The sequence below is a fragment of the [Erwinia] mediterraneensis genome (assembly GCF_900604315.1).
Classification (GTDB): Bacteria; Pseudomonadota; Gammaproteobacteria; order Enterobacterales; family Enterobacteriaceae; genus Pantoea; species Pantoea mediterraneensis_A.
In genome coordinates, this window is the sequence record NZ_LR026978.1 from 1,155,397 (window position 1) to 1,179,379 (window position 23,983).

Sequence of the window (23,983 nt, forward strand, 5' to 3'; positions counted from 1 at the left end):
ATTGTGATTATTCCCTGGCAACAAGTCGATCCGGAAACTCTGGCGAACCTGATAGAGGCCTTTGTCCTGCGCGAAGGCACCGACTATGGCGAAGAAGAGCGTAGCCTGGCGGAAAAGGTGGAAGATGTGCGCCGTCAGCTGGAGCGCGGCGACGTGGTGCTCGTCTGGTCGGAACTGCATGAATCGGTCAATATCATGCCGCGCCGCGAGTTTCGCGGCTGATGTCCAGCAGATGATCTGAAACGGCAATCGTGTTAACAATGCTCATCGCCCGATCTTAACAGGGAGTTTTATCATGTCAGCCAGGCATCCGATTATTGCCGTTACCGGCTCCAGCGGCGCAGGCACCACCACCACCAGCCTCGCCTTTCGCAAAATCTTTCAACAGCTAAACCTGCATGCGGCCGAACTGGAGGGAGACAGCTTTCATCGTTATACGCGGCCGGAAATGGACATGGCGATCCGCAAAGCGCGTGATGCAGGACGCCATATCAGCTATTTTGGTCCGGAAGCGAATGACTTTGGTCTGCTGGAGCAGACCTTTGTCGAATATGGTCGCAGCGGTCACGGTCAGTCGCGTAAATATCTGCATACCTATGATGAAGCGGTGCCCTGGAATCAGGTGCCCGGCACCTTTACGCCCTGGCAGCCGCTGCCGGAAAATACCGATGTGCTGTTTTATGAAGGCCTGCATGGCGGCGTGGTGACGCAACAGCATAATGTGGCGGAGAAGGTCGATCTGCTGGTAGGGGTCGTGCCTATCGTCAACCTGGAGTGGATCCAGAAACTGGTGCGTGACACCAGCGAGCGCGGCCATTCGCGCGAAGCGGTGATGGACTCGGTAGTGCGCTCGATGGAAGATTACATCAATTACATTACGCCGCAGTTTTCGCGTACCCATATCAACTTTCAGCGCGTCCCCACCGTGGACACCTCAAACCCCTTTGCCGCGCGCGGCATTCCATCGCTGGATGAGAGTTTTGTGGTGATTCATTTTCGCGGTCTGGAAGGGATCGACTTCCCTTACCTGCTGGCGATGCTACAGGGCTCATTTATCTCCCACATCAACACGCTGGTGGTGCCGGGCGGGAAAATGGGGCTGGCGATGGAGCTGATTATGGCGCCGCTGGTGCAGCGGCTGATGGAAGGCAAACGCATCGGGTAACGCAGCGAGGCCGGGCAGCCCGGCCTGCAGGAAAATTACTGCGCCACGACTTCATAGCTGTGGGTGATTTCCACCCCTTTGCCCAGCATAATCGCCACAGAACAATATTTTTCAGCGGAAAGGTCCACCGCGCGCGCCACCGCCTTATCGCTCAGATCTTTTCCGCTGACGATAAAGTGCAGATTAATATGAGTAAAAATGCGCGGCGCTTCTTCACGGCGCTCGGAGGTCAGCTTTACCTCGCAATCGGCGACGTGGTTACGCCCTTTTTGCAGGATCGAAACCACGTCAATGGCGCTGCAACCGCCCGCAGCCATCAGCACCATTTCCATCGGACTCGGCGCTTTATCCCCGGAGTTGCCATCCATTAACAGCTGATGGCCGGATGAGGATTCTCCCAAAAATGTCAGCCCTTCTACCCATTTAACACGTGCCTGCATAATAAATACTCCCGATTCATTGAGTTATCATCAGATTACGCTCTTAGAGAGGTAACAGCAATCGGGCGTATTCCGCCTTTGCTGAAGCGAGACAACAGGAGACAGTCGTAAAAAGCTGTGCTACAAACAGAGCTGAAAATATTTTCGTCGTTAACAGACGAATGCGGGCAAATCACGAGCACAGCTCACGACGGGTACCCGAAATAATTTCCTGAATGGAAAAACGCTTGAAGATTTCACCGCCTGACAGGGAAAACTGCCCCCTGTGTTTTGGGCACGATTACAACAGAGGATAACAGAGAATGGTTCTCGGCAAACCGCAAACAGACCCTACACTCGAATGGTTCCTGTCCCATTGTCATATTCACAAATATCCATCAAAGAGTACGTTGATTCACCAGGGTGAGAAGGCTGAGACCCTCTACTACATCGTGAAAGGTTCCGTTGCGGTACTGATCAAAGATGAAGAGGGTAAAGAGATGATCCTCTCTTATCTGAATCAGGGCGATTTTATTGGCGAGCTTGGCCTGTTTGAAGAAGGTCAGGAGCGCAGCGCCTGGGTACGTGCAAAAACCGCGTGCGAAGTGGCTGAAATTTCATATAAAAAATTCCGCCAGTTGATTCAGGTGAATCCGGATATCCTGATGCGTCTTTCGGCTCAGATGGCACGTCGTCTGCAGGTTACGTCAGAAAAAGTAGGCAATCTCGCTTTCCTTGATGTGACGGGCCGTATCGCCCAGACGCTGCTGAACCTGGCAAAACAGCCTGACGCCATGACCCACCCCGACGGTATGCAGATCAAGATTACGCGTCAGGAAATCGGTCAGATTGTTGGCTGCTCACGCGAAACCGTGGGACGTATCCTGAAAATGCTGGAAGATCAAAGCCTGATCTCCGCACACGGCAAAACTATCGTCGTCTACGGCACCCGCTAATTTCTTCTCACTCACGGCGTGATAGCAGTCGTATCGCGCCGTTTCTGCTTGCGATGAGCTGATGTGGCGTCGAATCATCTATCATCCCGAAGTTAATTATGCCCTGCGGCAAACGCTGGTGCTGTGCCTGCCTGTGGCGCTCGGCTGGCTGCTGGGCGATCTGCAAAAAGGCCTGCTTTTCTCTCTGGTGCCCGCCTGTTGCAACATTGCCGGTCTGGATACCCCGCATAAACGCTTTTTTAAACGACTTATCATTGGCGGCAGCCTGTTCGCCACCAGCAGCCTGCTGATTCAGTGGCTGTCGCTGGAGGGCATGGCGCTACCCCTTATTCTGCTGTTGATGCCGCTGCTGCTGGGGATCACCGGTGAGATCAGCCCGCTCCATGGTCGCCTGCTTCCCGCCTCGCTGATTGCTGCAATCTTCACCCTCAGCCTGGAAGGACGCATGCCAGTCTGGGTGCCGCCGCTGCTCTATATTGGCGGTACACTCTGGTACGGGTTGTTTAACTGGTTCTGGTTCTGGTTATGGAAAGAACAGCCGATGCGCGAAACCCTCAGCCTGCTCTACCGGGAACTGGCGGATTATTGCGACGATAAATATCAGTTGCTGACCCGACTGACCGATCCGGAGAAAACGCTGCCACCACTGCTGACACATCAGCAAAAAGCGGTCGATCTGATTAATACCTGCTATCAGCAGATGCATATGCTCTCTGCCAGCCGCGACAACAGCCACAAGCGTCTGACACGCGCTTTCCAGATGGCGCTCGATCTGCAGGAACATATTTCCGTCAGTCTGCATCAGCCTGAAGAAGTGCAGAAGCTGGTTGAGCAAAGCCATGCCGAAGCGGTCATCCGCTGGAATGCTGCCGCCATTTCAGCGCGCCTGCGCGAGCTGGCGGACGACATTCTGTATCATCAACTGCCGCACCGCTTTAGCATGGAAAAACAGCTGGGGGCGCTGGAGAAGATCGCCCGTCAGCATCCTGACAATCCGGTCGGCAATTTTTGCCTCTATCACTTCAGTCGCATTGCCCGCGTGTTACGCGAGCAAAAGCCGCTCTGGCAACGCGACCTGATGGCCGATCGTCAACGCCGCCTGCCGCTGTTACCCGCGCTGCGCAGTTACCTGTCGCTGAAATCCGCCGCGCTGCGCACTGCCGCCCGCTTTGCGGTGATGCTGATGTTGGGCAGCACACTGGCGCTCTCTTTCAATATCCCCAAGCCGTTCTGGATCCTGATGACCATTATGTTCGTGAGTCAGAACGGCTATAACGCGACGCGCGTCAGGATTCAGCACCGGGCGCTCGGCACCTTTGCCGGGCTGGTGATCGCCGCCGCGACGCTGCGCTTTGCCGTGCCGGAATCGATTATTTTGCTGATCATGCTGGCAATTACCCTGATTGGCTATCTGATTATCCGTAAGTCTTACGGCTGGGCCACAGTGGGGTTTACTGTCACTGCCGTTTATTCGCTGCAGCTGCTGTCGCTGAATGGCGAAGAATTTCTGCTGCCACGTCTGATGGATACTTTAATGGGTTGTCTGATCGCCTTTGCTGGCATGGTCTGGCTCTGGCCGCAATGGCAAAGCGGCCTGCTGCGTCAGAATGCGCACGACGCGCTGGAAACCTATCAGGAGGCGCTGCGCATGTTGCTGTCACCAGAACAGGCGGCAGATAAGCTGGCGTATCAGCGGGTGCGCGTAAATCAGGCCCACAACGCGCTGTATAACTCGCTGAATCAGGCAATGCAGGAGCCCGCCTTTAACGCGCAATACCTGAAAGATATGCGCCTGTGGGTGACCCACAGCCAGTTTATCGTAGAACATATTAACGCCATGACTATCCTGGCGCGCGAGCACACTATGCTCCCGCCGGATCTGGCGCAGCGCTATCTGCAATCCTGTGAAATTGCGCTGCAGCGTTGTCAGCAGCGGCTGGAGTACGATGGCGCTTCAGACAGTAACGCGCTGGAGGAGCCGGAAAATGTGAATGAAGGGCCGATCACTATCCTGGAGCGGCATCTGAAGCAGATTGTGGCGCATCTCAGCGTGATGCATACCCTCTCTTCTCTTGCCTGGCGCCAGCGACCACAACATGGCCGCTGGCTGGTGCGGCGTTTACGTAAAAGCTAAAATGCGTTAACGGGCCAGCACGTTTTCCGCCGCACGGGCGAAGCGTGCCATCCCCTCTTCAATGTCGGTGGGTTCAATCACCAGCGACGGAGCCAGACGGATCACATCAGTGCCAGCATTCAGGATCATCACTCCTTCCGCCGCTGCGGCATTCAGTAACTCGCGCGCCTTGCCCGCGTGTTGCGGCTTCAGCGCCGCACCAATCAGCAGTCCTTTGCCACGGATGGCGCTGAAGAGATCCAGTTTGCTGTCCAGCGCCTGCAACGCAGCCACAAACTGCTGACGCCGTTGCTCTACGCCGTTCAGCACTTCCGGCGTATTGATAATATCCAGCGCCGTCTCCGCAATGGCGCAGGCCAGCGGGTTGCCGCCATAGGTGGTGCCATGCACGCCGGGTGCCATCACGGAGGCGATCTCTTCCGTGGTCAGCATCGCACTCACCGGAAAGCCGCCACCCAGCGCCTTGGCGGTGGTCAGAATATCGGGCTGTACGCTATAGTGTTCATAAGCAAACAGCTTGCCGCTGCGTCCCATGCCGCTCTGCACTTCATCCAGCACCAGCAGCGCCTGATGCTGGTCACAAAGTTCGCGCAGACCCTGCATAAATTCCTGCGTGGCAGGCATCACGCCCCCCTCCCCCTGGATCGGCTCTACCACCACTGCGCAGGTATGATCGTCCATCACCGCCTTCACCGCCGCGAGGTCGTTAAAGGGCACATGAATAATATCTGCCGGTTTCGGGCCAAACCCGTCGGAATATTTCGGCTGCCCGCCCACCGAGACGGTAAACAGCGTACGACCGTGAAAGGCGTTGTGGAAGGCGATAATTTTGCTTTTATAGGGGCTGTGACGCTGCGAAGCGTAATAACGCGCCAGTTTAAAAGCGGCCTCATTGGCTTCGCCGCCGGAGTTGGCAAAGAACACCCGATCCGCAAAGGTGGCGCTGATCAGCTTACTGGCGAGGCGTAACGCCGGTTCGTTGGTAAAGACATTGCTGGTGTGCCACAGGGTTTCGCCCTGATTTTTCAGCGTCTCCACCAGCGCCGGATGGCAGTGGCCTAACGCGGTAACGGCGATGCCGCCGGAAAAGTCGATATACTCTTTGCCCTGCTGATCCCAGACACGACTGCCTTTACCTTTAACCGGCACAAACTGCGCAGGTGCATAAACAGGCAGGATAACGTTATCGAAAGTGTTCCGGGTTACCGCCAGTTTTTCCGCTGCCATTGCCAACCTCGCTTGATTATCTGTTGAGCCATTATGAAATAATAATCACAAAATATGCATAATAAATCACAGGAAGGCAAACATAACTTTACTGGCGGAGAAAATTGTCGAGGAGCTGAAGCCCCTGCTCGCTGAGAATGCTCTCCGGATGGAACTGCACCCCTTCCAGCGCCAGGGTTTTATGACGGAACCCCATAATCTCGTCAGGCTCACCGTTACGCATGCTCCACGCCGTCACCTCGAAGCAGTCCGGCAGTGAATCACGCGCGACAATCAGTGAGTGGTAGCGCGTCACGGTCAAGGGATTATTCAGACCGTGAAAAACGCCTTTACCGTTGTGCTGAATGGCCGAGGTCTTGCCATGCATCACCTGGCGCGCCCGTACCACGCGTGCGCCCCAGGCCTGGGCAATCGCCTGATGGCCGAGGCAGACGCCGAGAATCGGCAGCCGACCGGCAAAATGCGCAATCGCCGCCAGCGAAATGCCCGACTCATCGGGTGTACAGGGACCGGGCGAGATCACCAGATGGGTCAGTGGCAGCGCATCCATGTCGTGCAGCGCGAGGGCATCATTACGCACCACGCGCACTGTGACCCCCAGCTGGCAAAAATACTGGTAGAGATTCCAGGTGAAGGAGTCGTAGTTGTCGATCAGCAGCAGCATTATCGCTCCTCAGCGTTAAAACCGCCGCTATTCTACGCATTTTAACTGGCGACGCTTACCACTTTCGTAAAGAGGTCGATAAGCGGCTGCAGATCGCCTTTGACGCCGGCGCGGTTTGCCTCCAGCCAGCTTTCACGCTCAATCTTATCCCAGTCCAGCAGATAGCCAGCATGCAGGGCCAGTTGCTCAAAGAAAATACGCTGTGCCCGGCCATTACCATCACGAAACGGATGCAGCACATTAATTTCGCAATAATAGTGCGCCAGACGGGCAATAAACGCCTCAGGCGCCAGGTTGCCCAGTCCATCTTCTTCCTCCAGCGCACTCATCAGCGCATTGCCTTCGTTTTCGATATATTCGAAATGGCAGAATGGCGTCTCATCAAGCCAGATATCGATGGTACGGATCTCCCCCGCCCAGCTGTAGACATCCTGAAACAGCACGCGGTGGATATGGCAGAGGTAAGGCAATCCGATATTGCGCGGACCGAGCTCCAGGGTGGCTACACGCGCGCTGCTGAAGGCCAGTTCCGCTTTACGCAACTGCGCGGCATCATGGATGTCGAGCAGGTTTTTCAGCACGTCATCGTTTTGCCACAGGTAGGGATCGCGTGAAGGCATGAGATTATCGGCCATACTGCCTCCTCAGCGAAGCCAGACGCTCTGCTGCCTGTTCGCTGCTACTGAGTACAGGCTCTGCCAGCATCAGGCCTTCCAGCCGACAGCTGGCCTGATAGCTGGCGCTGCGTCGTTGCTGCCAGAGCGTGGATTTCTGTTTTTCGGTCAGTTTGCCGGTCATGAAGCCTCCTGCTGAATGATTTGCCCTAAGTATAAGCAGCAAACTTTTTCTTTGCCGGAGGCGGAAGCGGACATCGCCATCCATTGATGGCGATGTAATGGGTCAGGGAAGCACTTTTGCGGACAGGATCACCACCGGTTTGGCCGGGACATTCTGATAAGGCCCGACATTTTTGGTGGGCACCTGGGCAATCTTATCCGCCACATCCATGCCTTTTACCACCTTACCAAATACCGCATAGCCAAAGTCGCGCTGGCCGTGATCGAGGAACGCATTATCCGCCACGTTGATAAAGAACTGGCTGGTAGCGCTGTCTTTCTCGGCGGTACGCGCCATCGCCAGGGTGCCGCGCAGGTTACGCAAGCCGTTATCCGCTTCGTTTTTAATCGCTGCGTTGGGCTGTTTTTGCTGCATATCAGGCGTGAAACCGCCGCCCTGGATCATAAAGCCGGGAATAACGCGATGAAACGTGGTGTTGTTATAGAAGCCGCTGTTGACGTAGTCGACAAAATTTTTCACGGAAACCGGGGCTTTCTGATTGTTCAGTTCAATTTCTATATTGCCCGCGGACGTTGTCAGTAATACATGGGTGTCGCCTTTAGCGGCAAGCGCCGTAGCGGAAACAGAGGAGAGCGCGAACAGGGCAACGGCCGTTGTCAAAGTACGTTTAAACATGAATGATTCCTTACCTGGGAAAGCGAGCTCAAAAACGACATTGATTGTAAAGAGCCTGTTATGCAAGAGCCAGCGTTTTACCTTTATTTACGCTGCCATCCTTTGGAGTGGACAACGCGGCAAAAGCTCCTTTTCGTGACAAAAATCACAATAATTATGAAATATGAATATCAGGTTTCACTGGTTGTTTATTAAGATCACAGTTACGTTTACACTTTCTGACAGTTTTCCGCCCCCTATCCGCCTTTTTACAGGTTATGACAATGACTAATCGTAATCGCATCGGCCTTACCTGGATCAGCTTTTTTTCTTATGCGCTGACCGGTGCCCTGGTGATCGTTACCGGCATGGTAATGGACAATATTGCCCAGTACTTCCAGCTGCCGATCTCCAGTATGAGCAACACCTTTACCTTTCTGAACGCCGGTATTCTGGTCGCTATCTTTCTGAATGCCTGGCTGATGGAAATCGTACCGCTGAAGCGTCAGCTGATCTTTGGCTTTGTGCTGATGATTCTGGCAATTATTGGCCTGATGAATACTCACAGCCTGAGCGTCTTCTCGCTCTGCATGTTTGTGCTGGGCGTAGTGAGCGGCATTACCATGTCGATTGGCACCTTCCTGATTACGCATATTTATGAAGGCCGCCAGCGCGGTTCGCGTCTGCTGTTTACCGACTCCTTTTTCAGCATGGCAGGCACACTATTCCCGGTACTTGCCGGTATCATCCTGGCGCGCTCCCTGCCCTGGTACTGGGTTTACTGCTGTATTGGCCTGATTTACGTCGCCATCTTTGTTCTGACGTTGTGCGTGGAGTTCCCGGTGCTGCGCAAAACGGAAAAAGCACAAACCGTAGAGAAAGAGAAATGGGGCATTGGCGTGCTGTTTCTCTCCATTGCGGCGCTCTGCTATATCCTCGGTCAGCTTGGCTTTATCTCCTGGGTGCCGGAATATGCCACCAAAACGATGGGGATGGATATCGCCGCGGCCGGTCAGCTGGTAGGGAATTTCTGGACCGCATATATGGTCGGCATGTGGGTATTCAGCTTTCTGCTGCGCTTCTTTGATCTGCAACGCATCCTGATGGTGCTGGCCGGTCTGGCAACCCTGCTGATGTACTGGTTTGTCAGCAGCGGCGATGCGGCGATGTTACGCTGGATTATTATGATACTTGGTTTCAGCTCCAGCGCCATCTACACCACCATCATTACCCTCGGCTCGCTGCAGACCAGAGTGGCCTCGCCCAAACTGGTCAACTTTATTCTGACCTGCGGCACCGTGGGCACCATGCTGACCTTTGTGGTCACCGGCCCGATTGTGGCGAAATCCGGCACCCACGCCGCGCTGCTCACCGCAAACGGCCTCTATGCCGTGGTGTTTGTGATGTGTGTGCTGCTCGGTTTTGTTACCAGGCACCGCCAGCACGGTCATATCACCCACTAATCTCTGCGGGCGGATTTTTCCGCCCGTTTTTTATTGTTCTTTTTTTTAAAAGCACTTCTGCTTTCCCACCCCATCGCCCGTTTCAGCCTCTTTTCCCGCCAGTCAGCGCGTACAGTGGCGACAGATCCGTCGTCATTTGATGTATATCAATAAGCCTGTTAAGCGGTGCGTTATCGTAGCCACAATACTTCTGTTTTTGAGGCAAACATGAGCAAGCATAACGTCGCCATTATCGGTAACGGCATGGTGGGACACCGCTTTATTGAAGAGCTCATCGACAAAGCCGCCCCCGGCCAGTTTGCGATAACCGTATTTTGTGAAGAACCCCGCGTTGCCTACGACCGTGTTCATCTCTCCGCTTACTTCTCTCACCACACCGCTGAAGAGCTCTCGCTGGTGCGGGACGGCTATTATGAAAAACACAACGTTCAGCTGCTGTTGGGTGAGCGCGCCATTACCATCAACCGCCAGGAGAAAGTGATTCATTCCAGCAGCGGCCGCAGCGTCCGTTACGACACGCTGGTGCTGGCGACTGGCTCTTACCCCTGGATACCGCCAGTTAAAGGCGCTGAAGGGCCGGACTGCTTTGTCTACCGTACCATTGAAGATCTGAATGCCATCGAAGCCTGCGCCCGACGCAGCCAGCGCGGCGCGGTCATTGGCGGTGGTCTGCTCGGCCTGGAAGCTGCGGGCGCCCTGAAAAATCTCGGCATTGAAACGCATGTGGTGGAATTTGCCCCGGTGCTGATGGCGGAACAGCTGGATACCCCTGGCGGCGAACAGCTGCGGCGCAAGATTGAGCAGATGGGCGTCCGGGTCCATACCGGCAAAAATACGCAGCAGATCCTGCATCATGACAAGGCGGGAAAAACCCTGCACTTTGCCGATGGCAGCAGCCTCGATGTCGACTTCATCGTCTTCTCGACCGGCATTCGTCCGCAGGACAAACTGGCGAAACAGTGTGGTCTGGCGCTGGGCGAACGCGGCGGCGTAGCGATTGATGCGCGCTGCCAGACCAGCGATCCGGCAATTTACGCCATTGGCGAGTGCGCCGCCTGGCAAAACCGCACTTACGGCCTGGTAGCGCCGGGCTACAAGATGGCGCAGGTGGTCAGCGACGTGCTGGTCGGACGCGATAACGCCTTCTGCGGCGCGGATATGAGCGCCAAACTCAAGCTGCTGGGGGTTGATGTCGGCGGCATTGGCGATGCCCATGGCCGTACGCCGGGCGCGCGCAGCTACCTCTGGCTGGATGAGCATAAAGCGGTTTACAAACGGCTGGTGGTAAGCGCCGACAACAAAACGCTGCTGGGGGCCGTGCTGGTGGGCGATACCCGCGATTACGGTAACTTGCTGCAGCTGACGCTGAACCAGGTTCCGCTGCCGGAAAATCCTGAAGCGCTGATTCTGCCGGCAGGCTGTGGCGAGAAACCCACCCTGGGCGTGGATGCCCTGCCCGACAGCGCGCAGATCTGTTCCTGCTTCGACGTCAGCAAAGGCGATATTGTACAGGCGGTGATGAAGGGCTGCCACACAGTGGCAGCCATCAAGTCAGAGACGCGGGCAGGTACTGGCTGCGGCGGTTGCGTGCCGCTGATAACCCAGGTACTTAACGCGGAGCTCAGCCGCCAGGGCGTTGAGGTGAATAACCATCTGTGTGAGCATTTCGCTTACTCGCGCCAGGAGCTGTTTCACCTGATCCGGGTGGAAGGAATTAAAAGTTTTGACGCGCTGCTGGCGAAATATGGTCAGGGCTACGGTTGTGAAATTTGCAAACCCACGGTCGCCTCGCTGCTCGCCTCCTGATGGAATGACTACATTCTGCAGCCGCAGCATACGCCGTTGCAGGACAGCAACGATCTCTATCTCGGCAATATTCAGAAAGATGGCACCTATTCGGTGATCCCGCGCTCACCGGGCGGAGAAATTACGCCGGAAGGGCTAATGGCGATAGGAAAGGTGGCGCGTGAGTATAACCTGTATACCAAAATCACCGGTTCTCAGCGTATCGGTCTGTTTGGCGCGCACAAAGACGATCTGCCTGCCATCTGGACACAGCTGATTGAGGCGGGATTTGAGACCGGGCAGGCCTATGCCAAAGCGCTGCGCATGGCGAAAACCTGCGTCGGCAACAGCTGGTGCCGCTTTGGTGTGGGCGACAGCCTGGGCCTCGGCATCGAACTGGAGAATCGTTACAAAGGTATCCGCACGCCGCACAAAATGAAGTTTGGCGTCTCTGGCTGCACTCGTGAGTGCGCGGAAGCTCAGGGGAAAGATGTTGGTATTATCGCGACGGAAAAAGGCTGGAATCTCTATCTGTGCGGCAACGGTGGCATGAAACCCCGCCATGCCGATCTGCTGGCCGCCGATCTCGACCGCGAGACGCTGATTCGCTATCTGGACCGCTTTATGATGTTTTATATCCGCACCGCGGACCGCCTGCAGCGCACCTCGCTCTGGCTTGAGAGCCTGGATGGCGGCATCGACTACCTGCGCAAGGTAATTATTGATGACAGGCTGGGCCTGAATGCTGAGCTGGAAAGCGAACTGGCACGCCTGCGCGCCAGCGTTACCTGCGAGTGGCAAGCGACGCTGGCGGATCCGCAACAGCTGCCGCGTTTCGCCCACTTTGTAAACTCCTCCCGGCGCGATCCCGGCGTACAGCGGGTCGCTGAGCGTAACCAGCATCGCCCGGCGCGTCCGACGGAGCGAATCCCCGTTACCCTGATTGAGGAAGTGGCATCATGAGTCAGTGGACCGCCGTTTGCCCGCTTACGCAAATCCTGCCAGCCACCGGCGTTTGCGCGCTGGTTAACGGCCAGCAGATCGCCATATTCCGCCCGTATGCGGATGAGCAACTCTGGGCACTCAGTAATATCGATCCCTTTGCCGACGCCAGCGTCCTGTCGCGTGGTATTATCGCCGAGCATCAACAGGCGCTGTGGGTTGCCAGTCCGCTTAAAAAACAGCGTTTCAGGCTCAGCGACGGAGTTTGCATGGAAGACGCAAGCCGCTCCGTTGCGACATTTCCGGTACGTGTTACTGCGGGTCAGGTTGAGGTTTGCGCCTGAACACCGCTTTCCTGCCCGCCTGCTTACTCTCATCTCTGGCCTTCGCCTGACGCGAAGGCTTTTCAGGACGTAATATGGATTACCTTCCGCTGTTTTGTCGTTTACAGGGCAAACGCTGCCTGCTGGTGGGCGGCGGCGACGTCGCCGAACGTAAGGCGCGCCTGCTGCTGGATGCTGGTGCCGATCTGCTGGTGGGCGCGCCCGACTTTACCCCGGCGTTTCACCACTGGGCACAGCAGGAGAAGCTGACGCTGATTCAGGATTCCTTCAGAGCCATCTGGCTGACGGAGTGCTGGCTGGCGATCGCCGCCACCGATGATGATAGCGTCAACCAGCAGGTCGCGGCAGCAGCTGAAGCGCGCCGGATTTTCTGTCATGTTGTGGACGCTCCCGCGCAGGCCAGCGCCATTATGCCGTCCATTATTGACCGCTCACCGCTGATGGTCGCGGTCTCTTCCGGCGGTTGCGCGCCGGTGCTTGCCCGTCTGCTGCGTGAGAAGCTGGAAGCGCTGCTGCCGCAGCATCTTGGCCTGCTGGCACGCTATGCCGGCTCTTTGCGCCGCCGGGTGAAAGCAACATTCGCCTCAATGGGGGAACGTCGCCGTTTCTGGGAAAAGCTGTTGGTGCACGATCGTCTCGCGCAGTCGCTGGCGCAACAGGATCAGGCAGGTGTCGAACACATCACCGATACGCTGTTTAACACGCCGCTGGATAACCGTGGCGAAGTGGTGCTGGTCGGCGCGGGTCCCGGCGATCCGGGGCTGTTGACGTTGACAGGTTTGCAGCAGATTCAGCAGGCCGATGTGGTGATTTACGATCGTCTGGTTTCCGCTGAAATTATGGCGCTGGTGCGCCGCGATGCGGAGCGGATATTTGTCGGCAAACGCGCCGGTCATCACTGCGTGCCGCAGGCGGAGATTAACCAGCTTCTGCTGCGCGAAGCGCGACTCGGCAGGCGCGTGGTGCGTCTGAAAGGTGGCGATCCCTTTGTGTTCGGACGCGGCGGCGAGGAGCTGGAAAGCCTGTGCCAGGCCGGTATTCCTTTTTCAGTGGTGCCCGGCATTACGGCCGCCTCTGGCTGTTCCGCTTATGCAGGCATTCCGCTCACCCATCGCGATTACGCCCAGAGCGTGCGGCTGGTCACCGGTCATCTGCAACGCGACAGCCAGCTGGACTGGTCAAAGCTGGCGGCTGAACAGCAGACGCTGGTGTTTTATATGGGTCTGTCACAGGCAGCGGAAATTCAGCAACGTTTGCTGAACCACGGCATGGCGGCGGATATGCCGGTGGCGCTGGTTGAGAACGGCACCCAGCCAAACCAGCGGGTGGTCAGCGGACTCCTGACGCAGCTTGATGAACTGGCGCAGCAGGTCAGCAGCCCCAGCCTGATCATCATCGGACGGGTCGTCAGCCTGCGGGAGAAACTGCGCTGGTTTTAAAGCGCCCGTCAGGCGCAGGCAAAAAAAACGGCGGAACCTGTCCGCCGTGTTCGTTTATCCGCTGCCTCTGCCTTACGGCTGCGCCACAAAGCCTACCGCTGCGTAGACTTTCTTCAGCGTCTCCTGCGCCTGCGCACGCGCCTTGCTGGCGCCGTCACGCATCACCTGCTCAAGGTAAGCTTCATTATTACGGTAACGGTGATAACGCTCCTGCAGCTCAGAAAGCATGCCGGAAACCGCATCAGCGACCGCGCCTTTCAGGTGACCATACATTTTGCCTTCAAATTCCTGTTCCAGCTCAGTAATGGTCTTGCCGGTTACGCCGGAAAGAATATCCAGCAGGTTAGAAACGCCCGCTTTATTCTGCACATCGTAGCGCACCACCGGCGGCTCATCGGAGTCGGTGACCGCGCGCTTGATTTTTTTCACCACCGATTTGGGATCTTCCAGCAGTCCGATGACGTTATTGCGGTTGTCATCCGATTTGGACATCTTTTTGGTCGGCTCCAGCAGCGACATAACGCGTGCGCCCGATTTCGGGATAAAAGGCTCCGGCACTTTGAAGGTGTCGCCATAGATGGCATTGAAACGCTGCGCCACATCGCGGCTCAGTTCCAGATGCTGTTTCTGATCTTCGCCTACCGGCACCTGGTTGGTCTGATAGAGCAGAATATCGGCGGCCATCAGCACCGGATAATCGAACAGCCCGGCGTTGATGTTTTCGGCATAACGCGCCGATTTATCCTTGAACTGCGTCATGCGGCTCAACTCGCCAAAATAGGTGTAGCAGTTCAGCACCCAGCTCAGCTGGGTATGCTCCGGCACGTGCGACTGAACAAAAATGGTGCTTTTTTCCGGATCGATACCGCAGGCCAGGTAGAGTGCCAGCGTATCCAGCGTCGCTTTACGCAGCGCAGCCGGATCCTGACGTACGGTAATGGCGTGCAGGTCAACGATGCAGTAAATGCAGTGGAAGTCGTCCTGCATTTGCACCCACTGACGCAACGCACCCATATAGTTGCCAATGGTCAGTTCACCGGAAGGCTGTGCGCCGCTGAAAACGATGGGTTTGATCATGCTCTGGTCCTGATAATCACAGCCCGATAACGGGCAAAAGTTCGTCGAAAGCGTTGAGTGTTACATCGGGCTGGCTGGTGGCGATAGGCTCGCCATAGTTATAGCCAAAGGTCATTCCTACATTGGGGACGCCAGCCGCCCGGGCAGCGAGAATATCATTGCGTGAATCGCCCACAAACAGCAGTTCTTGCGGTAGCAGGCCAAATTTGCCCAGCACAAGGAAAATGGCCGCCGGATGCGGTTTTTTTACCACAACATCATCACCGCCAATGATCAGCGAAAAATAATCAGCGATACCCAGCGAAGACAGCAGCGGCGCGACAAAAGCGCTCGGCTTATTGGTAACGATCGCCAGCGGCAGCCCTCTGGCGTGAAGCGCCTGTAGCGTGGCGGTCACCTGTGGAAATAGTGTACTGCCCGCCTCCACCGTGTCGGCATAATGTTTATCAAACAGCGCGCGCGCGTCACGCTGCTCTTCCGGCTGCGGCTCACGGTTCAGCGCCCAGCTCAGCGCCCGCGTCATCATCACATCGGCGCCATTACCTATCCAGGTAGAGACGCGCGCCACGCCAGCGGCAGGCAGCTGGAGATCGGCCAGCGTACGGTCAATGGCGTCAGCCAGACCCGGTGCGCTGTCAACCAGCGTGCCGTCGAGGTCAAAGGCCAGCGCCCGAATATCAGTGAAAGGCGCCATTGGCTTTCTCCAGCTCATTACGCATATCGTCGATCACTTTTTTGTAATCAGGGTGCCCAAAAATCGCGGAACCGGCGACAAACATGTCCGCACCGGCCGCTGCAATCTGCCCGATATTATCGATTTTGACGCCGCCGTCCACTTCCAGGCGGATGTCATAACCGCTTTCATCGATGCGCTTACGCGCCTCGCGCAATTTATCCAGCGTAGCGGGAATAAAAGACTGGCCACCAAAACCCGGATTCACGGACATCAGCAGAATGATATCCAGCTTATCCATCACGTAATCGAGGTAGCTGAGGGGAGTAGCGGGATTGAATACCAGCCCGGCTTTACAGCCATGCTCTTTAATCAGCTGTAGCGTACGATCGACATGTTCAGTCGCTTCCGGATGAAAAGTAATGTAGCTGGCACCCGCACGGGCAAACTCGGGGATCAGGCTGTCCACCGGTTTCACCATCAGATGCACATCAATCGGCGCCGTAATACCGTAGTCACGCAGGGCTTTTAATACCATGGGGCCCATGGTCAGGTTGGGCACGTAGTGATTATCCATCACATCGAAATGCACCACATCACCACCGGCAGCCAGCGCTTTGGCCGTATCCTCGCCGAGGCGGGCAAAGTCCGCCGACAAAATTGAAGGGGCCAGTAAATATTGTTTCATCCGATTCTCCCAATGTTGGCATCCGCCCACAGGCGGATGTAGTGCGTTGGTCGCGAACGAAACAGACTAGCAGTAAAGTGCCAGCAGTTCATCAACCTGAGTGCGACCACTAATGCTTCGGCTGATGGAACGCCGGGCTTTAACCACATGCAGCACGGCATCCTGATACCAGAAGCGGGTCAGTGCCGTGTCGTGATTCGATATCAGTACCGGAATGCGGCTTTCCAGCGCCAGCTTCGCTGCCAGCGCTGCCAGATGCTCCTGCTCGCGCAGGCTGAAACTGTTGGTGTGATACGCCGTAAAATTGGCGGTGGCTGACAAAGGTGCATAAGGCGGATCGCAATACACCACGCTGCCCGCCCGGGCGTTGGTCAGGGTAACATCGTACGATTCGCAGACAAAAGTCGCTTTTTGCGCCCGCTCAGCAAACCAGAGCAGCTCCGCTTCCGGAAAGTAGGGCTTGCGGTAACGGCCAAAAGGCACGTTAAACTCGCCGCGTAAATTGTAACGACAGAGACCGTTGTAACCGTGACGATTCAGATAGAGAAACAGTAGCGCGCGCTGATAAGAATCGCTGCTGCTGTTGAATTCTGTGCGCCGACCATAGTAGACCTCGGCACTGTTAGACGCGGCAGTAAACAACGCGCCCGCATCCTGAATAAATTCGGCGGTCCGGGTTTTAACGATGTTATAGAGGTTAATCAGGTCGTTGTTGATGTCCGCCAGATGATAACGATCGTAATCGGTATTCAGGAATACGGAGCCGGCACCAACAAAAGGCTCAACCAGGCAGTCGCCCTGCGGCAAATGACGACGGATATCGTCAAGTAAAGGGTACTTACCTCCTGCCCATTTCAGGAAAGCGCGATTTTTCTTCATGCTGTCGTGGTTAATACATCTTCGTTATAGGCTGTGGCTGAACCGACAGCAGTTCTGCGCTTCAAACGGGGCCATCCTGGATGGCCCCACAAACATCAGTGACTGGCTTCTTTCTTGACCTGGTTCAACGGTTTTACCCAGGGCTTCTGCGCACGGACTTCCGCGGGTAAAGAGGCCACGGCGCGTTTCGCCTCGGCTGAGGTGGCATAAGAGCCGCTAATCAGCACATACCAGGGCTCGCCATTACGCGTCGTTTTATAGACGTGATACCCGCTCAGGTTTTGCTTTTTCGCCCAGGCATTCAGCGTATCAGAGCGTGAGGCACTGCTGAGCTGCAGCGTATAACTGCCCGCAGGCAGCGTTTTGCTGGCCGTGGCGCTGCTGCTGGCCGACGTGCTGTTACGCGCACTGGCACTTGCCTGAGGCTTGCTCTCTTTCACCACCGGCGCGCTCTGCGTTTTATGAGGCGCCGCAGGCTTCACGGCAGGACGGGTCGGCGCCGTGTGAGTCTGCGGCTTACTGACCGGCGTGGCGCTGCTGGTCGTAGTGCTACTGCCTCCGCCGCTCACCGTCGCCGGTGCGGTTGGCAAAGAACTGCCGCCCTGCGCCTGGCCTGCCGCTTCGCTCACTTCGCCCTGCTGATTGCTCAACGCACTGTTGAGATCGCCTGACAAGGTTACGCGCTGCTGGTTGTCCGGAGCCTCAAGCGGAGCGGCCTGCGTGGGTGTCGGGGAAACCGGGGGCATAGAGATATCGCGCGGTGTAGTGTTGTTCGCGTTCTCAATCTCTGGCGCGCCGCTGTCGTCCGGAGACGCGCTGCTCTGTTGTCCGGTCATGGAGGCGGAACCGCTAAGATCGATATTTTTTTCGCTGCCGGAGGAAGCCGTGCCCTTGTTGGCTGACGGAGAAGCTGGCGTGCTACTGTCTGGTCCTTTTAACGCGGAGCCAATACCTAATACCAGCAGCAAAAGCACTAAAATACCGATACCCATCATCATATGCTGACGGGAAACCGGTAATTTGGGGGCAGAAGACGACTTACGGGACCGCGTGGGACGGCGGTCACTGGCGTCAGGTTTTAGCTCGTCTTCCGGTTTAAACTCATCCATTTAGCCTCCTCCGTTAAGCGGCTTGCTGTGCAGCGCTTCCCTGAGCCACATTCACCACTTACTACTTGTAATCAGAATGCCTGGCAATCGTTGATCGCTGCCAGAACAGTATTATGGGCGACGCCTGCACGCACCTCAGCGCGGCCAATCGCCTGCGGCAGAACCAGACGCAGCTCTCCCGCCAGCACTTTTTTGTCGCGCAGCATATGCGGCAGATAATCTTCTGCCGCCATGCTCTGCGGGCCGTGCACCGGCAGGCCAGCGCGCTGCAGTAATCTGATGATGCGATCGGTATCCTGCGCGCTGAATTGTCCCAGCCGTTCCGCCGTGCGTGCCGCCATGACCATACCCGCCGCCACCGCTTCACCATGCAGCCAGTTGCCATAGCCCATGTGCGCTTCAATCGCGTGACCGAAGGTATGCCCCAGGTTCAGCAGGGCACGCAGCCCCATTTCACGCTCATCGGCGGCTACCACCTCAGCTTTGATTTCGCAGCAGCGCCGAATGCAGTACGCCATCGCTTTTTCATCCAGCGTCAGCAGTGCATCAAGGTTGCGTTCAAGCCACTGGAAAAACTCAGCGTCGAGGATAATGCCGTATTTGATCACTTCCGCCATGCCGGACGCAAGTTCACGTGGCGGCAAAGAGGCAAGACATTCGATATCGATCACAACCGAGGCGGGCTGATAGAACGCGCCGATCATGTTTTTACCCAGCGGATGATTGACCGCCGTTTTGCCACCCACAGACGAATCAACCTGCGACAGCAGCGTGGTGGGCACCTGAATAAAGCGTACGCCACGCTGATAGCTGGCTGCGGCAAAACCGGTTAAATCACCAATAACACCCCCGCCCAGCGCAATCAGGGTGGTATCACGCCCGTGCGGTTTTTCCAGCAGGGCGGTAAAGACCTGATCCATAACCGTCAACGTTTTGTACTGTTCACCATCAGGCAGAATCACCTGATCAACTTTCACCCCCGCGGCCGTTAACCGCTGCTTCAGCGCATCCAGCCAGAGCGGTGCCAGCGTCTCGTTAGTGACCAGCATGGCGCTATCACCTGCCTTCAGAGGCCAAAAAGAAGCCGGATCGTTAAACAGTCCGGCAGCGATGGTGATGGGGTAACTGCGTTCCCCCAGTGAAACAGTGATCTTCTCCACGATGACGAGTACCCGTTGCTAAGCCCGCAGGCGATGGATCAATTTTTTTCCAACATGTGGATAATTTGATTTGCTACCACTTTAGCACTTTGATCGTCAGTGCGAATGGTGACATCTGCAATCTCTTCATACAGCGGATTGCGTTCATTGGCCAGCGCCTCAAGCACTTCACGCGGCGGCGCATCGACCTGCAGCAGCGGGCGCTTTTTATCACGTTGCGTACGTGCCAGTTGTTTTTCAATAGTGGTTTCGAGATAGACCACTACACCACGGGCGGAGAGACGATTACGTGTTTCACGGGATTTGACAGATCCGCCGCCAGTCGCAAGGACGATGCCCTGCTTTTCGGTCAGCTCGTTAATGATCTTTTCTTCACGATCGCGAAAACCTGCTTCGCCTTCGACGTCAAATACCCAGCCCACATCCGCTCCGGTACGTCGCTCAATTTCCTGATCGGAATCATAAAATTCCATATTGAGTTGCTGAGCTAACTGACGACCAATAGTGCTTTTGCCGGCACCCATCGGCCCAACCAGAAAGATATTGCGTTTCTCTGCCATTTTTATCGGTATTACTAAGAAATTCGTTGATGATACCCCGCGTTCAGCTTTCCAGCTGGCGGGACAGGAACTGAAACCTCATGAGCATTAGCAAGAGTCAGACGAAAAATTATCTCAACACTCAAGGCCATTTGGCAACCGAATAAATTGCTACCGGCATTCCCTTTACAGGGTTAGTCTGTCGTTCGCGAAACTGTAACGAGTCCTGGCGCCGCTTTAACCGCCCTGTTTAACAAGGACAATGTTCTCTGCGTTGCGCATTAATATCTGGATCGCCACACCGTTTAAAAATCGCTAAACCTTGTATGCTAATTCCAGCCCTGCGTCAATGTAGTTGGCTCCAGACAATGAATTTTCCGTTTTATCCCTCCGAAACTGCTGCTTCCCTGACCAGTCGCGGTGTAATAAAAATAACCAGCTCCCGTTTTTTCCGCTCCGCCACATCCTTGCGAAACAGCCTGCCGAGCCAGGGCAAATCGCCAAGAAATGGCACTTTGTTTTCCCCCTTCGCACGCTGTTGCTGAAAAATCCCGCCCAGTGCCAGCGTTTGCCCGTCACGCAGCGTGACCTGCGTTTCGATCTCCTGTTTGTCGATGGTCAGGATCTCCGTTTCGCCGCTGTTGATATTTCTGCCGGGCACATTCTGACTGAGGCGTAATTTCAGATGAATACGCCCGTTGCCCAGCACGCTGGGTGTCACCTCCATCCCGAGTACCGCTTCTTTGAACTCAATGGTAGTCGCGCCGTTGCTGCCGGAGGCGACTTCATAGGGGATCTCACTGCCCTGCTTGATAGTCGCGGTCTGCTGATGCGAGGTGAAAAGGCGCGGGCTGGCAATAATTTCCACCTGATTTTCCTGCTCCAGCGCGCTGAGTTCCAGATCCAGCAATTCGCCCCCCAGGCGTGCCAGCGTCAGCCCGGCACTGAAGCTGGGGTTAGTCACCGTCAGTGGCACAGCGAGCGAGGGATGATGTAAAGTATCGGTGATGGTGGCTTCAGGTTGCGTGTGCCAGCTGACTCCCAGCTCACGCAGGTGATCTTCACTGATAGTAACGATATGGGCCGACAGTTCCACCTGTTCCAGCGGCACATCCAGCGCGCGCAACCAGCGTTCGGTCTCTTTCAGCGCCGCTTCGGTATCCCGCAGCAATAATGCATTGGTACGCACATCAGGGGTGGCGCTGCCCCGGGGCGTCATCAGGGTGAGCCGTTCAGCCTGCAAACTGCGGTATACCTCGCTGACATCCGCATAATGCAGCACCACCGTCCGCTGCTTCAGCGGTTGCTGTTGCTGTTGCTCCGCTTGCTGCTGCGCAAGTTTTTGCTGCTGCAGCTGCTGCCAGCTCTCCGGATAGACCAGTAATACATTATCTTCCGTGACCACTGTCAGACGGGCCATCCGCGCCACCAGACTCAACGCCTGCTGCCAGGGCACATTGTCCAGCCGCAGCGACAGCGTTCCCTCCACGCCAGGGGCAATTAACAGGTTCAGCTGCTGGAACTCCGCCAGCGCGTTCAGAATACGTTCTACCGGTGCGTCATCAAATGCCAGCGTCAGGCGATCATCACTGGCGCGTGTGGCCGGCATCAGCGTGATCAGCATCAGCAGCAGGACGCTCCGTACCGACAGGACTCTCCGTGTCACGATATTTTCCTTTTAACTGAAAAGAGAAGAACTGTGGCGTACAGCTTTTTTCCGCGACCACCACCAGCTTGCGGGCCGACAGGGAGGCGATACGCCACGGAGGTAAGGGAAAGGGGCGATCGGGTCGTACCCGCAAACTGGCTCCCCGGGCGTGTACCAGCCAGGCATAAAAAATGTCGCGATTGCCGATTACTCCCTGCAAGCGCCACGCGTTAAGAGGCGTCACCTCGCGTACACAGGGGGCTTCGACGGGAGGTTGGAAGGGATCCCGCGCCAGTAGCGCCCCCGGCCAGCTTAACAGCAGCAGCAGCACCCTACTCTTCATCGGTTATCTCCAGCCAGAGCTGCGCCAGCAGTCGCCCGTTGTCGGCCTGTAGCAGAAAACGGGCCGCCTGAGGCGTCGGATGTAGTCTGTTAAGCTGTGAGAAAAGCGGCTGAAACTCGCTCCAGCGCAGCTGTAATGCAAGTTGTTGCGGTGCCGTGTCAGGCTGCCAGCTTGCCAGCTGCTGGCCCCGCTCGGCCAGCAGCGTCTCCAGCGTGAGCGGGGCTGATACTGGCGTGGTTAACCGTGTCTGTAATTGCTGCAGCTGCTGTTGCAGCGTCGACAGCATAGGATACTGCGCCAGCTGATGCTGACGCAGTTGTGCCTGCTGCTGGAGCGCATCCTGGCGCTGTTTCAGCTGCTGTTGCGCTTGCTGCCGGGGCCGGATCAGCAATACGCTGATCAGCAGGATCAGCAACAGGGTGCAGCCAGCCAGCGTGCCGACTTTTGCCAGCAGAGGCAGCTGCAGCCAGCGCGTGATGGCGTCATTCATCATGCCTCCTGCAACCTGGCGCGCAGCACAAAGCGGTAATTGCCCTCCGGCTCGCGGCGCAGCGGGCCTTGCCGCACCGAGCTGAACAGGGGCAGCGCGGCCAGCTGTAAACGAAAGTCGCGTACCGCCTGTACAGTATGCGCGCGTCCTTCCAGCTCCAGCAGCCCGTCGCGTTTTTCCAGCCGGGTCAGCCAGAGCGTTGCAGGCAACAAGTCAGGCAGACGCATCCAGAACTGATGCCAGGCCTGAAGCTGCTGCTTAACGTGCTGCCGCTGTTGCCAGCGCGCTTCGAGCTGCTCAATCTGCTGATGTACCGCTTTCTGCTGCGCCAGCAGCGCATCCATTCCTTTGATTTGTAACGTCAATCCTGCATTCTGGCTTGCCAGGGTCTCGCATTGCACCCGGTAAATTTTGACCAGAAGCGCGGCCGCCATAAGCAACAGCAGCAGCAGCGCCAGGGTGATTTGCAGCCAGAGACGGCGCTGACGGCGCAGTTGCCATGCACGCCACGGCAGTAAATTAACCGCAACCATCAGCGATCGTCCCTGCGCATCGCCAGCCCGAGGGCCAGCGTGAAGGCATGCCCGGATGAAGGTAACGGCGGCTGTACATGTTGCAGTAAGGCAAAAGGCGAGAACAGCAGTGTCCCTGCTGGTGCAGGCGTTGCGCTGGCGGCACTGAACCAGACCTGGCGGGCAGCGGGAAAATGACGCTGTTGTAACTGCGAAAAGTCGGCAATGTCGTCACAGAAACCGCTGCTGCAGGCGGCGGTATCGTCGTCGTGAATATACCAGAGCCAGTGATCGGAGAGTTGATGCACCAGAACGCTGCCCGACGGCAAACGCGCCTCACGCGCCACGATCGCCAGCGCCATTGGCGTGAGTTCAAACACCTCGGGCAGCAACCCCGCCTGACGCAGCGGCTCCAGCCAGCGGGCAATCGCTGCGCGGCGGGCGGCGGTCACATACAGCTGTTTCGTATCATGGTCAAGCGGACGGTAATCAAGCGCCAGCGCTTCCGGTTCAATGGGAAAGAGGCGTTTCGCTGCCGCGTGCACATAGCGGCTAAGCTCCGGTTCACGCAGGCTCTGCTCAGGTAATGCCAGCGGGCGTTGCAACACCAGTTGCGGTCCGAGGCCGACACGCAATGAGATACGCTGGGGCAACTGTTTGCGCCACTGCTGCAACTGCTCCAGCAGCCAGGCCGATGACTGCAACACGCCGTTTCTTAACGTATCCTGCGCCAGCGGTTGCTGCCACCAGTGGCGCAGCTGCCAGCCCTCGCGGCGGCGCTGGATGCCAAGCGCACAAAGTTGTCCATTCTGGATATCCAGTCCGATTTGCCACATCTGAAAAGCCATGCGCGATCTCCCTGTCGTCAGGAAAAA

Annotated in this window: 25 protein-coding genes and 1 pseudogene; 8 read left to right on the forward strand and 18 right to left on the reverse strand. The window is 56.6% G+C overall.

Going from position 1 to position 23,983, the window contains the following annotated elements; all coding sequences use genetic code 11:
* Positions 1-3 precede the first annotated feature (3 nt).
* The gene (locus tag E0E17_RS05545; protein WP_130832265.1) at positions 4-222 is read left to right on the forward strand and encodes a YheU family protein; all 219 of its coding nucleotides are present in this window, start codon (positions 4-6) and stop codon (positions 220-222) included.
* Between the two features lie 73 nt (positions 223-295).
* On the forward strand, positions 296-1,165 hold the full coding sequence (locus tag E0E17_RS05550; protein ID WP_130832267.1) for a phosphoribulokinase: 870 nt from the start codon (positions 296-298) through the stop codon (positions 1,163-1,165).
* A 35-nt stretch (positions 1,166-1,200) separates the two neighbouring features.
* On the opposite strand, the gene E0E17_RS05555 is transcribed toward E0E17_RS05550, so the two are convergent.
* Positions 1,201-1,605: an OsmC family protein gene (locus E0E17_RS05555; protein WP_130832269.1), complete on the reverse strand. Its 405-nt coding sequence runs from the start codon at positions 1,603-1,605 to the stop codon at positions 1,201-1,203.
* Positions 1,606-1,907: 302 nt separating this feature from the next.
* Between E0E17_RS05555 and crp the strand changes: the two genes are divergently transcribed.
* Together crp and E0E17_RS05565 are read left to right on the forward strand one after the other, a co-directional pair.
* On the forward strand, positions 1,908-2,540 hold the full coding sequence (gene crp, locus E0E17_RS05560) for a cAMP-activated global transcriptional regulator CRP (RefSeq protein ID WP_103677200.1): 633 nt from the start codon (positions 1,908-1,910) through the stop codon (positions 2,538-2,540).
* Positions 2,541-2,601: 61 nt separating this feature from the next.
* Positions 2,602-4,674 carry a YccS/YhfK family putative transporter gene (locus E0E17_RS05565; RefSeq protein WP_130832271.1) on the forward strand — a complete coding sequence of 691 codons (2,073 nt, stop codon included), beginning with the start codon at positions 2,602-2,604 and terminating at the stop codon, positions 4,672-4,674.
* Positions 4,675-4,680: 6 nt separating this feature from the next.
* On the opposite strand, the gene argD is transcribed toward E0E17_RS05565, so the two are convergent.
* The 5 genes from argD to ppiA all read right to left on the reverse strand — a co-directional run bounded on the left by argD (position 4,681) and on the right by ppiA (position 8,038).
* Entirely contained in the window at positions 4,681-5,901 is a 1,221-nt protein-coding gene (gene argD / locus E0E17_RS05570; RefSeq protein ID WP_130832274.1) for a bifunctional acetylornithine/succinyldiaminopimelate transaminase, read from the reverse strand.
* 88 nt (positions 5,902-5,989) lie between these two features.
* Positions 5,990-6,565, reverse strand: a complete 576-nt coding sequence (locus E0E17_RS05575) for an aminodeoxychorismate synthase component II (RefSeq protein WP_130832276.1) — start codon at positions 6,563-6,565, stop codon at positions 5,990-5,992.
* Between the two features lie 41 nt (positions 6,566-6,606).
* Positions 6,607-7,200, reverse strand: a complete 594-nt coding sequence (locus E0E17_RS05580) for a putative adenosine monophosphate-protein transferase Fic (protein WP_130832278.1) — start codon at positions 7,198-7,200, stop codon at positions 6,607-6,609.
* A complete protein-coding gene (locus tag E0E17_RS05585) occupies positions 7,190-7,363 on the reverse strand; it encodes a YhfG family protein (protein ID WP_130832280.1) in 174 nt (57 codons plus the stop codon). The genes E0E17_RS05580 and E0E17_RS05585 overlap by 11 nt, the downstream gene beginning before the upstream one ends.
* Before the next feature lie 102 nt (positions 7,364-7,465).
* Positions 7,466-8,038 carry a peptidylprolyl isomerase A gene (gene ppiA / locus E0E17_RS05590; protein ID WP_130832282.1) on the reverse strand — a complete coding sequence of 191 codons (573 nt, stop codon included), beginning with the start codon at positions 8,036-8,038 and terminating at the stop codon, positions 7,466-7,468.
* A gap of 263 nt (positions 8,039-8,301) precedes the next feature.
* Between ppiA and tsgA the strand changes: the two genes are divergently transcribed.
* The 4 genes and pseudogenes from tsgA to cysG all read left to right on the forward strand — a co-directional run bounded on the left by tsgA (position 8,302) and on the right by cysG (position 13,990).
* A complete protein-coding gene (gene tsgA / locus E0E17_RS05595; protein ID WP_130832284.1) occupies positions 8,302-9,480 on the forward strand; it encodes an MFS transporter TsgA in 1,179 nt (392 codons plus the stop codon).
* A gap of 207 nt (positions 9,481-9,687) precedes the next feature.
* Positions 9,688-12,228 (forward strand): annotated as a pseudogene (gene nirB, locus E0E17_RS05600) (nitrite reductase large subunit NirB).
* Positions 12,225-12,551, forward strand: a complete 327-nt coding sequence (nirD, locus tag E0E17_RS05605; RefSeq protein ID WP_130832286.1) for a nitrite reductase small subunit NirD — start codon at positions 12,225-12,227, stop codon at positions 12,549-12,551. The pseudogene nirB and the gene nirD overlap by 4 nt, the downstream one beginning before the upstream one ends.
* 74 nt (positions 12,552-12,625) lie before the next feature.
* The gene (cysG, locus tag E0E17_RS05610) at positions 12,626-13,990 is read left to right on the forward strand and encodes a siroheme synthase CysG (RefSeq protein ID WP_130832288.1); all 1,365 of its coding nucleotides are present in this window, start codon (positions 12,626-12,628) and stop codon (positions 13,988-13,990) included.
* A 72-nt stretch (positions 13,991-14,062) separates the two neighbouring features.
* On the opposite strand, the gene trpS is transcribed toward cysG, so the two are convergent.
* The 12 genes from trpS to pilM form a co-directional block, all read right to left on the reverse strand.
* A complete protein-coding gene (gene trpS, locus E0E17_RS05615; protein ID WP_130832290.1) occupies positions 14,063-15,067 on the reverse strand; it encodes a tryptophan--tRNA ligase in 1,005 nt (334 codons plus the stop codon).
* A gap of 16 nt (positions 15,068-15,083) precedes the next feature.
* Complete coding sequence (locus E0E17_RS05620) at positions 15,084-15,761, reverse strand: phosphoglycolate phosphatase (RefSeq protein WP_130832292.1); 678 nt, start codon at positions 15,759-15,761, stop codon at positions 15,084-15,086.
* The gene (gene rpe, locus E0E17_RS05625; RefSeq protein ID WP_130832294.1) at positions 15,745-16,428 is read right to left on the reverse strand and encodes a ribulose-phosphate 3-epimerase; all 684 of its coding nucleotides are present in this window, start codon (positions 16,426-16,428) and stop codon (positions 15,745-15,747) included. The genes E0E17_RS05620 and rpe overlap by 17 nt, the downstream gene beginning before the upstream one ends.
* A 66-nt stretch (positions 16,429-16,494) precedes the next feature.
* Entirely contained in the window at positions 16,495-17,307 is an 813-nt protein-coding gene (gene dam, locus E0E17_RS05630) for an adenine-specific DNA-methyltransferase (RefSeq protein ID WP_130832296.1), read from the reverse strand.
* Positions 17,308-17,402: 95 nt separating this feature from the next.
* The gene (locus E0E17_RS05635; RefSeq protein ID WP_130832298.1) at positions 17,403-18,416 is read right to left on the reverse strand and encodes an SPOR domain-containing protein; all 1,014 of its coding nucleotides are present in this window, start codon (positions 18,414-18,416) and stop codon (positions 17,403-17,405) included.
* Between the two features lie 71 nt (positions 18,417-18,487).
* Entirely contained in the window at positions 18,488-19,576 is a 1,089-nt protein-coding gene (gene aroB / locus E0E17_RS05640; protein WP_130832300.1) for a 3-dehydroquinate synthase, read from the reverse strand.
* 38 nt (positions 19,577-19,614) lie between these two features.
* Positions 19,615-20,136, reverse strand: coding sequence for a shikimate kinase AroK (gene aroK, locus E0E17_RS05645; protein ID WP_130832302.1), 522 nt, complete (start codon positions 20,134-20,136; stop codon positions 19,615-19,617).
* Between the two features lie 361 nt (positions 20,137-20,497).
* Positions 20,498-21,739: a DNA uptake porin HofQ gene (gene hofQ / locus E0E17_RS05650; protein ID WP_130832304.1), complete on the reverse strand. Its 1,242-nt coding sequence runs from the start codon at positions 21,737-21,739 to the stop codon at positions 20,498-20,500.
* On the reverse strand, positions 21,702-22,106 hold the full coding sequence (locus E0E17_RS05655) for a HofP DNA utilization family protein (protein WP_130832306.1): 405 nt from the start codon (positions 22,104-22,106) through the stop codon (positions 21,702-21,704). The genes hofQ and E0E17_RS05655 overlap by 38 nt, the downstream gene beginning before the upstream one ends.
* Positions 22,096-22,599, reverse strand: a complete 504-nt coding sequence (locus E0E17_RS05660; protein ID WP_130832308.1) for a HofO family protein — start codon at positions 22,597-22,599, stop codon at positions 22,096-22,098. The genes E0E17_RS05655 and E0E17_RS05660 overlap by 11 nt, the downstream gene beginning before the upstream one ends.
* Positions 22,596-23,129 (reverse strand): PilN domain-containing protein, encoded by a 534-nt coding sequence (locus E0E17_RS05665; RefSeq protein ID WP_130832310.1) that lies wholly within the window; start codon positions 23,127-23,129, stop codon positions 22,596-22,598. Before E0E17_RS05665 ends, E0E17_RS05660 begins: the two co-directional genes overlap by 4 nt.
* The gene (gene pilM / locus E0E17_RS05670; RefSeq protein ID WP_130832312.1) at positions 23,129-23,956 is read right to left on the reverse strand and encodes a pilus assembly protein PilM; all 828 of its coding nucleotides are present in this window, start codon (positions 23,954-23,956) and stop codon (positions 23,129-23,131) included. Before pilM ends, E0E17_RS05665 begins: the two co-directional genes overlap by 1 nt.
* Between the last annotated feature and the right edge of the window lie 27 nt (positions 23,957-23,983).